The sequence below is a fragment of the Mesorhizobium sp. M0174 genome, from assembly GCF_040322275.1.
Taxonomy (GTDB): domain Bacteria; phylum Pseudomonadota; class Alphaproteobacteria; order Rhizobiales; family Rhizobiaceae; genus Mesorhizobium.
Genome location: NZ_JAMYTB010000045.1, coordinates 1 through 11,197 on the forward strand (window position 1 = coordinate 1; position 11,197 = coordinate 11,197).

Sequence of the window (11,197 nt, forward strand, 5' to 3'; positions counted from 1 at the left end):
CGCCAAAGGCTCCGCGCCAGCGCCCGTCGCTTCACCCGCCCAGCAGGGCACAACCCACGCCGGAAACGAACTCAAAACTGGATAGAAACTGGGGGCAACGTCATTCCGAGCTAGAAAAGAAATAAACGCCTTGTTTCTAAGAAACGAAATGTCTTCCTCAGCAAAATTACCACAGGGTGAAACCTCAGGATCGCGCGAACTGGATTTAACTACGATGGGCAGCCGGTGATTTGGCACGAATCGCCAAAGTGCCCTCAGGAGGCCCTCCGACATCGATCGCTTATCCACCAAAGTAATCCATCACCTGCCAAACCTACAACGCGTGGATACCATACCCGTCTGTGGTCCAGAATCAACGCGACATTCGGGTTGCCGCCGGCTGCGCGAAGAGGTGTTTGATGGCGTGACCACGGTGGTCATCGATTATTGGAAGCGCAATCCCGAATTCGATCCCGATGGTATCGCTGCACTGTCTGGCTTGAAATTCCGGATTACAGAAACCGGAAAATGGACTGCAGAAGCGATTACTCTTCCGAGGCGGTAGAGATAAAAATACGCTGGTGCTATCGGACCGACATCAAGCTGCCGGCGCCGCGACCGAAATGAGTGCTCGGCGCGGCTGTGTACCTGTCGCCAGGCAAATCACTATCGGCTATCGGCTTTAGAGGATCCGGTAGACCAGGCATCCTGGTGCGGCCGATCATCTTGACAATTCCAGCGGGACCGCGCCCGTCGACGGCATCCGCCATCTAAATATCCCCCAAAAAAATGACTGGTCATCTACAGGTAGACGCGCAGGGAGATCATGCGGTCGCTGCGCCGGCTGATCTCGGCCGACAACATGACGCAGAAGGAAAACGCCAAGGTCGAGCCAGCGAGGCTGGTCAGGCCGCGGCTGTATTCCCAGGAAGGTGATGGGAACCACTGGGAGGCAAGGTGCACTACTGACCTAGCAAATCTGCAAGACCGGTCGATGATCAACCTTCGACGGTTCGCTGAAGCGCGTTATTCAACCCCGCGCTATCCGTAATGGAGGCGGGGCTTCAGCTCAACGCCAGTGAATTGGATCCCGACCTTCTCGTTTTTGCGCCATCGCACAACAGATCGGTAAGCTACTCCGTCGACGGGAACGTACAGAAGAAACTCGGTCGGAATCTTTGTTTCGGCTGGCAACTTCAATTCTGCTCCGCCTGCATGCTGATTGCGCATGGTGCAGCTGATTTCAGAACTTGTGATGCTGATGATGATGGTCGCACGTTTCAAGACGCGTTGCCGATGATCACGACGAGTTTCGGCACCTTCCGGCAATGCTGGTTCCTCCAAGCGCTCCTGACCGCACTGCCTACCGTTATGGCCCTACGACTTGATTTCCATAGCACGATTGAAAGGTGCGGCGAATAACGGGCTTCTCGAATGTAGGACTTGCACCCGCGCCAGCCGTGACGCCGCTAGAACTGCCCCACCGATGCGCCGGGACCGGCTTTCACACCACCGCAACCGCCGATTGATGCGCCCGCGCCGGCTTTAACGCCGCTGCTGCCACCGATCGGAACGCCTGCGCCGACACCAATGCCTGCGGCATTTCCCGGCATCAAAAGCATGAAATCATTGCATTGCCTGCCAACATGCTGGTGAACGTTTGATTTTAGCCATAACAGTCTCCCTGCTTAAGTTCGCTGGCGCAGCAACATTACTGGATTGCGATGATACAAGTTTCCACTAGTTTACACTCGGTTCGGGAATACTTTTATTATTTTAGTTAAACATTGTCCGATAGAGGTTGATATTCACGTTTTGTTCACAGAACTTCACCCATGAGGATCTTTTGGCTAAATTAGCATTCTGGATTTGTTCCGGAAGTAAGGTGGAGCTCGCGTTTGATCAGGCCGAGGGCGACGCTAGTTCGAGGTCCCTAATTTAGGTTGATGTACAGATTTAGTGTACGTCGGCGACGAGGGAGGCCCAGGGGCCCATGCCAGCATTGCGCGGATTAAATGCGCCGACAGGTTTCAAGTCGAACTACCTTGGAAATATCAGCGCACCGGAGCAGTCGCTGCGGGGAAGAGGTCGGCTTGGCGGTCATGGGCAACTTGTCCCGGGCGGCTAGTTGAACGCCGGCGGCTCGCCAGGCCTGAAACTTTTCAGGGCGGCAGCGATGCCCATCATCACCGACTGGTCGGGGCACTGGAGCACGCGCAGCGTACCCGGTTCGTCGCCGTGAACGCAGCGGATCGGCACAACTTGGTAGTCGTCGCCGAACGGCATGGCGCAGCCATTTGCAAGAAAATCGTATTCCGGAAAACAGCCCTTTAGGAATGCTTCGAACTCGCGCAACACCTCTTCGGACCGAGCTCCTATTGGCGGCAGGATGAGAAAGTTATCAGCCTCGTCCCCTGCCGGGATGCTGGAAACATGCGGCCGAGATCGCTTAAGTATGAAACGACTAGCTCCGGTTTTGGTTCGCGGAAAAGGCAGGCCTCCCACTGCCACAGAGCCGAACCGCGAGCCGCTTCACCGGACACCAACGCAAAAATCCCGCCGACCCGAGCCAGCGGATTGAGGTTGGGGAGGATCGAATGGGATCACGATCGTAGACAGTAAGTTATTCGATGCTGCTATGCCAGAGCAAGGATCCGCGCCGGCCGGCAGCACTAAAAGCTTTGGACGCCGTCCCGCCTACGCGGCCCTTCGGGCAGCCGCCCGGAACGGGTGATCGACGGTGAAGCCGTCGGGCCGAATACCCCGCTCGACTTGGCTCCAGGTCACCGGATGCGCGATCGGGAACCCCGGTCGGGCCCGGGGCGAGAATGCTCCCACCGCAGTGTTGCCGCGCCCGTTACGAAGGTAATCAAGAAAGATGCGGCCTGTTCGGGCTGCCGGAGCGGCGGAGAGTAGATAGCGATCGGGGCGTGCATCAACGAGGCACTGGGCGAGCGACTTGGCCAGTTGCCGGGCGCTGTCGTGGGTCATCTTTGTCTCAAGCGGGGCCATCAAATGAATGCCCTTGCCGCCTGTGACCTTCGGCCAGCTCTCCAGGCCTGCCGCTTCCATGATGTCGCGGAGCGCCAACGCGGTCTCGATTACTTCCGCCCACTCGACACCCTCGCCCGGGTCGAGGTCCAGAACGACGCGATCAGCATGCTCGATATCGTCAATGGTCGCGTTCCAAGGATGCAGCTCTACGGCATCCATCTCGACCAGCCCGCGCAAACCGGCAAGGTCGTCCACCCATACCCGAACGCCTTCGCCCCCCTCGCGCTTCTGGACACGCGACTGATGCACGGCTGCCGGGATCCTCGGCAACGCGCCCTTGTGATAAAAAGTGGTCCCTTGGGTGTGCCGGACCAGCTTCAGCGGTCTCTGACCGAGATGGACCAGCGCTTGTTCGGCAACCCGCTCCCAGTAGCGCATAAGCTCCTCTTTGGAAGGCGAGACTGCGTCGGGCAGCAGCTGAAGGATATTCTCGCGGGGGACACCGTGTTCCCGGACCGTCTGTCGCCGCTTCGATAGAGCGGGCGGCTTCGCAGGTATCGTCATGAGGTCTTCGCGCAAGCCCTTGAATACTGCCTCGCGCAGCACGCCGCGATCAGTGGCGCCGCTGAATTGCACCTCGGCTAGAACGTCTGGCTTAACCCAAGTCGCTTTCGGCTTGTTGACGGGTTCCGACAGGGCCGACTTGTCGATGATCAGTGGATCAAGCCGCTCTCGAAGACGCCGCGCTGCAGTCAAATTGTAACCGCTCTGGGCCTTCCCGGCATAAAGGAGCCGGTCGCCCTCGCGGCGGCCGATGTAGAGCGATGCAATACGGCGCGGATGGGCGCCGAGCTTCTCAACGAAGGCAACAATGGGAAAGGTGTCGCTCTTGAGGCATTTTACTTTGAGCCAGCTCGTCTGGAGACCTGAGCGATAGGGGGCGTCCGCTCGCTTGGATACGATCCCCTCCAAGCCCATCCGGCATGCATGTTGGAACACGTCGTCCCCGCTCAGCTCCAGATGCTCGGCATAGGTCAGCGTCGGTGCGGTGTGCTTCACCAGTTTTTCTAGCGCGGCCTTGCGTTTCGTTAGCGGCTGCTGCCGAAGATCACGACCGTTGAGGTGCAGAAGGTCGAACGCATAGAAGATTAGCTTCGGCGAGTTTGGGTTGCCCAACTCCCGTTCCAAAGCTTGATAGTCCGGCAGCCCCGTCTCGCCGAGGACCACAGCTTCCCCGTCGATGATTGCTGCTTGAACCGGCAGGTTCGCCGCGGCCTGCACAATTCTTTTGTATCGGTGCGACCAGTCGTAGCCGCGGCGCGTGAAGGCTCGTGCTGTGTTGCCCTCGACGATTAGCTGGGTCCGGTAGCCGTCGTATTTGATCTCGTGAAGCCATTCGCTGCCCCCGGGAGCTTTCTCGACCAACGTGGGCGCTTGAAACTCAACAAATGAAAGCCGGTCTGCGGCGTTACTCATGCACTAGGCGACTCCCGGAAACAGCGAGTCAAGCCGCAGGGCGGCCAATCGGTTCCGGAACATTTTAGCAAAATTGAATGTTTAGTGGGAATGACGGCGCTGTCCGACGTGCCCGATCGGCTGGAAATGGAGTGCTAGGCCATGGCTGTAAAGATCGGCGATGAAGTCACGCTCACCGTGACAATCCTGAAGGTGCTGGACAACGGCGTGTCGAGCGTGAGCATACCCTCTTACAGCTTTCCCTTTTCGATCGACACACCCAAGGGAGCAAAGGCTGGCGAAAAGATCGACATCACCGGCTTTGTAACCCGGATCGATGCCGAGGATGGCAAAGTGACGGTCAGGATCGATGGCGGAGGGCCAGTTACTGTAGATATCGAAACAGTATCGCGCGGGCCCGCACCTAGGGTGCGTCAGTCTCGGTAAACATGGGTCAATCGGATCGCGCTCTATATCTGACAGGCAGAGGGTCACCGCCTTTGCCGGCGAGGTCCTCTCCGGGTCCACGCCTTGAGCTGCTCAAGGGCTGCCCTCGCATTGTTGCAGCCATGCCTGACACCGGTTTCAGTCTTCACGAACACCGGCAGGACCCGCCAATGGGTTGCAATGATACACACTACTCAGGAGAGAGATACACGTTGGCCTCCTTGGCAGCCGCCTCGAAGGCTTGACGGACCTCTTGAGGGGAGACTCTGCCCTCGAACGTGTCCACGCAGGATTGGACAGCCTTAGTCCACCTCGGGCCCTTGGTGTCCCACGCCATGAGTTCCTCGGCGGCTCCCTCGACGTGGCTGACTCCATTGCGAATGCCCGGACGGTTCGTCTTCACGTAGACCGGCGGAGAGAACCAGAGGGGACCCATGAGGGGAACTTAGAGCGGCAGGAGCCTACTGACCAACCCAGTGTAGCGCCGGGTCGATAATCGGGAACGTTGCTGACCCTCGCGGGTTTAGAACTCGCAGCGGTCGATTCTTCGTGGATGCACCCGCTGTCGGGTCCGTCGCCTTTCTCACGGGCGGCGGGCCCTCGTGGCTAGAGAGACTGACATTGCAATCCGAATTTAGCTATTTGCCGTTGGGGGGATGTAACGTCCCCTCCTCCTTAGCGGCAGCCAGGAATGCCTTGCGGGCCTCCTCAGATTCCATCTCGTCGAATATCACGGCCATACAAACGCGCACCGCGAGATCCCAGCAAGGGCCACGCTTGCTCCACTTCATCAGCTGCTCGCCGGCTGGCGTTGTTGAAGTTGTGGATGATCCCGGGATGCTCGGTCTTGACGTAGACCGGAGGGTTGAACCAGTGGAGTCCCACTCAGTAGGTAACAGTGACGACGACAGTGTCGGTGTAGACACCGGCCGATGGCGTGGCTTGTGGTGGCACGCGGCCATAAACAGTCAAGGACTGGGGCGCCCCCGTGCCGGTTCCCGTCACCATGCTGCCGGGCGTCGATGCATCACCCCAAGGCTGAGTTCGGGCGATGTCCTTGTAGAGCCCGTAAGTCAGGGTTTCCGCCCCCTTTGACATTTTGCGGGTTGCTGGGGGTGAACCTGTGGTCCCGCCGTTCAAGGAGAGTGTGTAAGACGTCGCAGGCGTGCAGGTAATCGAGACCTGGCCGGTGGCATCGAGGTTCGCCGCGAGAACTCCCGTCGACCCGAAATCGATGTTGCCGGTCGATACGAGGCAATTCGCAGCGACCGTTGCATTTATCGTGAAGGTCGAAGCCGGCGCAAGGGTGGTGCTGTTAGCTGTACTGCAGTTATTGGCGTTGGTGACGCGGTAACGATATTCGACGTACGCGCCGGAAAAGGTCGAGAGATAAGTCCCGGGTGGAACAGTGCCCTGGCCACCAAAGACCGACCCATAGATGGTGGCGGTGCCGGTGGCCGTACCCAAGAGCCCGAGCGTCAGCCGTATAGCCGGCGGGCGCGACGCATAGGCCCACGCATAGGACCCCCAGATGATGCTGCGCGCCGAGTCCGAATAGAGCTGATAGTTGAGGCTGTTGGCTCCGCTCAGCATCTGCCGCGCCGTTGCCGTTGATGCGCCGCCACTGCCGGCTGCAAAATGCGCACAGAGCAGGATTTGCTGGCCAACCAGACCGCCGCTGCAGTCCATGCTTAGAGTTGCGGTCGTGTTTATTTGGCTACTCGACAGCGTATCGACCGAGCCAAAGTTCATGTTCGAGACGCCAAAAGTGCAGCTTAACGCGAAAGCGCGGGACGAGAATAGGGCAGCGCCTAACAGCATGGCAAAACGGAGCATCTTGTTTCCCATTGTCAGCTTGCCCATTCTCACCGGCACGTCACATCCTTGATCGCCACCTGCTGGCCGGGCGTCGGCTGGTAGGCAAATTCGGCCCTGCAGGAACTCCCATCCGAACGGTTCACCACGAGCGCGTTCTTGGCGGCCAGACCGCGGATGTAGGCTTGGCCGTCGTAGCCGATGACGAAGTCTTCCGAGCCACCGTCAATGCGGCCGCTCAGGCCAGCCTCAAGTGGCATCCCGCTGCTGTCTACCAAGGTGACGAGCGCTGCCTCGGGCGCTTCCGAAACGCCGAAGTTCACGACGACACCCGTGCGATCGGCCGGCACGACGACCTCCTTGGTGGCCGGAATGTCCGCATCGACCGGAAGGTTCTTAGGATTGATCGAAACAGTGTTCGGCTCATAGGAATTAAGGCCAGTGATGAGAATACGGCCCCGACTGTTCGTTTTGCCAACCGGCCGATTCTGGAATTGCACATCGACATCAGGCGCACCAACCTCAACGACCGCGAAAGCATCGTCGATACGATTGGTCACGAAGATGCCGCCTCCGGCGACGGCAATCGCGCCATCCATCTGCGCAGTGGCTCTGAACTCCTTATCGTATTGTTGAACATCGGCCTCGAAGCGAGCGAAGGGAGCCCTGTAGCTGACGCCAGCCGAACGGCTGGTCGTTTCTCCTTCAGCCGTCCGCGCCCGCCAACCGATGCTGCCGTCCTCCAGACGCTCGGTTTTGGCTACGTCGGCAGCCACATTGAGCCCGTCTGGACCGCTCTCTACGCCAGTCGAGGCCGTGATGTCGTCTCCGAACGGGATGGAAATCCCGGCAAACACCCCGAAGCTGTCGCGGTCTTCGAGATCGGCAAAAGCCGTGGCGTAGAAGCTGCTTCGTCTGAACAATTGCTGGCTGTAGGAAAGGCCGATAATCTGGCTCTTCTCGCCTTCGGCGCTTTCGAGATGCGTGTAGGAGAAGTTGATGCTAGAAAACTCAAGGGGCGCCGGAACGCTCAAAGTTACCTGATCAATCGATCGCGGGACGTTGCCGCTAAAGATCGGCAAATCGCCAGGCTTAGGAAACGAAGGTTCTGCAGTCACCGAGGCGACATCCTGGTAATCGCCGAACGCACGCTGGATGCGACCATAGATCGACCATCCCTCATAGGTCGTCTCCAGCGATGCGTTTACAATCGCCCCCGTGCGCCCCTCATGTTGGCTGCCGGCGACCGCCACCGAGGCAGCGCCGTAGTGTCCGAGCGGAAAGGCCGCGCCAACGCCGCCGTTGACCAAATCCTCGCCCCCCTCGGCATGCCCCTCGAGTGTCAGCCAGTTGGTGAGACCGTAGCGGGCGCTGGCGACGCCAAACAGGCGCTGGTCATAGTCGGCAGATTCGATGCCGAAATTGCGCCGTGGAAATCCGACTTCCGCCGAGAAATCGAGCAAACCCTGTCCCAACATCGAGGAGGACGTGTAAAACGGCAGCGTAGCGCTGGTCTCGCGACCAAGACTGTCTCGCAAGACAACCTGCGCTTCGCCGGCGCCTGCAAACACGGGCAGATTGGTTATCTGGAACGGCCCAGCGGGAACGTCGCCGCTGAAGGTGCGGACGTTCTGGGTATAGACTTCAAGCGTCGAAGGGACGGCTGCGGTTCCTCCAAACGACGGCAGCGGCAGCGTGACTAGATCGGATCGAAGCCGGAAATTGCGTTGCGCCTGGACGCCGCCGAGGTAGACGGGCCGCGTCCATGGCAGGCCGCCGGAGATGAAATCACCTGCCCGATAGGTCATCAGGCGTTCTGGGTCCGAGTAGCTCCACGTCGTGTTGAGCCGTACAAGCCCTCCGAACTCGCCGTCCGAATAGCCGGCGGTGAATGACTGGCCGAGAGTCCCGAAGGGGCTGAAAACGCGCGCGTCGAAGCCGCCGGAAACGCCTTGGAACAGGTCCAGATCATCTTCGAGCCAGCTGTTGGAGCTCGCAAACAGCGAATAGTTCAGCACACCACCGTAGCTGGACTGCGGTTTCAGGCGATCTTCTTTATCGCTGCCGCGAATGTCCACGACGTGCGCGGATCGACCATCGTTCGTTGTCGTTACGTAAAGGCGCTGGGTTGCTTCGTCGACGCGAAAGGCAACGTCCGGCAGCCGATCCAGCCTGACCAGACCGTCGGCATCGACAGCGCTATCCACAGGTTTCAGGCCAAGTTGGGTGAGTTCGTCCGGCGTTGTAGCCAGGCTGCCGTCCGCAATTTCCGTGAAAGTCCCGATCAGGTCCGTCGAAACGTCGTTGATGAACACTTCAAGGTACAGATCGCGGCGTTCCGTCTGAGGGGAAGCGGAATCCATAATCTGCGGTTCGGATTGTAAATCCTGCGCATTCACCGACAGAGACGAGAGGACGGTGCCTACAATGACGATGACAACCTTACGGTCATTTGATCGCAACTGGGGCATCGAACGGTCCAAGATCGCTTTGCCCTTTGAGCGCAACAGGGCTTGCGGCCAGCGACTTGGCGTTGCCGAGCGGCCATTGCATTGTAGCGCCGCCCAAAACATAGCCGACCAGCCCACTGCGGGCTCCGAGTTTCTTGCTGCCTTGGACCAAATTGAGATTCGATAGTCTCAGGCGGCTTTCACCGTTGTTGCGCGCGGTCAGGACGAGCCTGCCTCCGGCCCGCGATAGGCTGAACGAGACGTCAGAGGGCTTCGCATCGGGATTGCGAAAGAAGACAGGTACGGAATAGCGAAGTACCAGAGCGACCGTTCCGGCCTTTTTCCGCGATGGGTCGGGCAACTCGTCTACCAACAGGCGATAGCTTTCTTCCGTAGCCACAGGCGCCTTGCTGACGCGGACGACGCGAACGACGTAGTCTGCATTAGGCCCGATCTTAGTCGATGGCGGGCTGGCGACGACATCCGAAGTCGGCTCCAGTTGCTCCACGCCGCCGGCCTGCCGCCACCTGAACACGCGAATCTGTACGTTTATCGGGCGCTTGGCGTCATTGTGCAGGTTCAATACCGCCGCGCTGTCGGGCGCGATCAACTCCAGGCTAGTTGGAGCGACCCTCAGTGAAGCAGCCTCAACGAGACCTGCGCTCAGCATGAAGATCGCGGCGGCACTGATACGTGTCAGCAGACGTCGCATACAATTCCCTCGCGCTTGGGAGAGATCAATACTCTATGGTGATCGCAACCGTGTCAGTGTAGTCGCCTGCTGCCGGCGTCAGCTGAGCGGGCACCCGCCCATAGACGGTCAGGTTTTGAACGTTGCCGTTACCGGTTCCGGTGACAGTGTCAGTCCCAACAGTGTTGCCCCAAACGAGGCTGTGCCCGCCGTCGCGATAAATCGTGTAGTTTACCGTGCCAGCGGCAGGCGAGGTCATTTTGCGAACCGCAACAGTTGCGCCGGAGCCAGAGCCCGCGCCTAGGCCGACATTGTAAGTCTGGCCGGAGGTGCACTGCACGCCGATGGTGCTGGTCTGGTCGACGTTTGCATCGAGGACGCCGTGCGAAGCAAAATTCAGGTCGTTGGCTGTCTGCACCTTGCACTCATTGGTGATCGTCAGGCGAACCGTCATGCTGCCGTTCGCCGTCACCGCAAAGGCAGAATTGGTCATCAGGGACGCTGTCGAAAGAAAAGCCAAAACGGCTGCCAGCTTGACGCGCATTGGAGTGCTCCTTTGTCTCCGGGTGCTCGCCCAGCGCGAAAACCGTCAACAAACCCTTTGCATGCCTCTCCTTAATATTCAACTAATCGTGAGGCCAAGACGCCCGAGAGCCTTGTGCATATTTTGCCTGAACGGGACCTCCCAATGTACCGAGAGGTTCAGTCGCTGCCCGATTTGAACTCTAATGATGCGCTCGCCCGGCCTCTACGCCCTTTCTCGTGCCAATTTAGCAAAAAATACGGCTGCCGCTGTGTGGCATCGCTCCTCACTTTTCCTGTGGAGAACTACAGGAGGCGTTCTTAAGGGGGACGAGAGCGAGGGATGGACAGTGCCAACCCACCGGATGTGGACCGATTAGCGAAGCAGCCGTCGCTTTGAACCGTTTCGGTCATCCAGAGCCAGCGACCCTCCACAAGGTCCTCGAAATCCCGCTCTCGAACGACAGTTCCTTTACCAACCTGAAATTGCGGCGCATAAGATCGGACCAAAAGCGGCGTCTCCTGGGCGTCGAGGAAGAAAGCTGAACAAAGGCTTGATTTGCGTAGCGCGGACGATCGAAGCCGTCGTACGCCGCAGCCAACACCGGCGTGCTGTCGTAGAGATGGACAGGCTGCTCAAAAATCTCGTCCATGCCGTTTTTACCCGGACCAGTTTAAGAGTAAATTACAAGAGTCAGCGCTCCCCGCACATCAGCAGCCGCTCAGCACAGTGACCCTCACGCAGAGAAGCCCGCCACCTTGCGAGTGACGGGCCCGGCCGCGAGGCCAGGAGAGTGCCTCAAAGCCTGCACGGCCGATTCGACGCTCCCGTTAACGCAGCACT

The 11,197-nt window shown here is 59.1% G+C and carries 12 protein-coding genes; 1 reads left to right on the forward strand and 11 read right to left on the reverse strand.

Features of this window, described 5'->3' with window-relative positions; all coding sequences use genetic code 11:
* Positions 1–780 precede the first annotated feature (780 nt).
* The 4 genes from NKJ13_RS30965 to ligD all read right to left on the reverse strand — a co-directional run bounded on the left by NKJ13_RS30965 (position 781) and on the right by ligD (position 4,449).
* Positions 781–942, reverse strand: coding sequence for a hypothetical protein (locus tag NKJ13_RS30965; RefSeq protein WP_352779445.1), 162 nt, complete (start codon positions 940–942; stop codon positions 781–783).
* A gap of 78 nt (positions 943–1,020) precedes the next feature.
* On the reverse strand, positions 1,021–1,308 hold the full coding sequence (locus tag NKJ13_RS30970; protein ID WP_352779447.1) for a PilZ domain-containing protein: 288 nt from the start codon (positions 1,306–1,308) through the stop codon (positions 1,021–1,023).
* Positions 1,309–2,103: 795 nt separating this feature from the next.
* Complete coding sequence (locus NKJ13_RS30975) at positions 2,104–2,334, reverse strand: hypothetical protein (RefSeq protein WP_352779449.1); 231 nt, start codon at positions 2,332–2,334, stop codon at positions 2,104–2,106.
* Between the two features lie 342 nt (positions 2,335–2,676).
* Positions 2,677–4,449, reverse strand: coding sequence for a DNA ligase D (gene ligD / locus NKJ13_RS30980; protein WP_352779451.1), 1,773 nt, complete (start codon positions 4,447–4,449; stop codon positions 2,677–2,679).
* 141 nt (positions 4,450–4,590) lie between these two features.
* On the opposite strand from ligD, the gene NKJ13_RS30985 reads away from it, so the two are divergent.
* On the forward strand, positions 4,591–4,875 hold the full coding sequence (locus NKJ13_RS30985; protein WP_352756632.1) for a hypothetical protein: 285 nt from the start codon (positions 4,591–4,593) through the stop codon (positions 4,873–4,875).
* A 190-nt stretch (positions 4,876–5,065) separates the two neighbouring features.
* On the opposite strand, the gene NKJ13_RS30990 is transcribed toward NKJ13_RS30985, so the two are convergent.
* The 7 genes from NKJ13_RS30990 to NKJ13_RS31020 all read right to left on the reverse strand — a co-directional run bounded on the left by NKJ13_RS30990 (position 5,066) and on the right by NKJ13_RS31020 (position 11,006).
* A complete protein-coding gene (locus NKJ13_RS30990; RefSeq protein ID WP_352779454.1) occupies positions 5,066–5,311 on the reverse strand; it encodes a DUF982 domain-containing protein in 246 nt (81 codons plus the stop codon).
* 202 nt (positions 5,312–5,513) lie between these two features.
* Complete coding sequence (locus tag NKJ13_RS30995) at positions 5,514–5,837, reverse strand: DUF982 domain-containing protein (protein ID WP_352779457.1); 324 nt, start codon at positions 5,835–5,837, stop codon at positions 5,514–5,516.
* Positions 5,761–6,711 (reverse strand): Csu type fimbrial protein, encoded by a 951-nt coding sequence (locus NKJ13_RS31000; protein WP_502901961.1) that lies wholly within the window; start codon positions 6,709–6,711, stop codon positions 5,761–5,763. The genes NKJ13_RS30995 and NKJ13_RS31000 overlap by 77 nt, the downstream gene beginning before the upstream one ends.
* Before the next feature lie 29 nt (positions 6,712–6,740).
* Positions 6,741–9,161, reverse strand: coding sequence for a fimbria/pilus outer membrane usher protein (locus NKJ13_RS31005; protein ID WP_352779461.1), 2,421 nt, complete (start codon positions 9,159–9,161; stop codon positions 6,741–6,743).
* Positions 9,139–9,852: a fimbrial biogenesis chaperone gene (locus NKJ13_RS31010; protein ID WP_352779463.1), complete on the reverse strand. Its 714-nt coding sequence runs from the start codon at positions 9,850–9,852 to the stop codon at positions 9,139–9,141. Before NKJ13_RS31010 ends, NKJ13_RS31005 begins: the two co-directional genes overlap by 23 nt.
* Positions 9,853–9,877: 25 nt before the next feature.
* On the reverse strand, positions 9,878–10,324 hold the full coding sequence (locus NKJ13_RS31015; RefSeq protein ID WP_352779467.1) for a Csu type fimbrial protein: 447 nt from the start codon (positions 10,322–10,324) through the stop codon (positions 9,878–9,880).
* A gap of 439 nt (positions 10,325–10,763) precedes the next feature.
* On the reverse strand, positions 10,764–11,006 hold the full coding sequence (locus tag NKJ13_RS31020) for a hypothetical protein (protein ID WP_352779465.1): 243 nt from the start codon (positions 11,004–11,006) through the stop codon (positions 10,764–10,766).
* Positions 11,007–11,197: the final 191 nt, after the last annotated feature.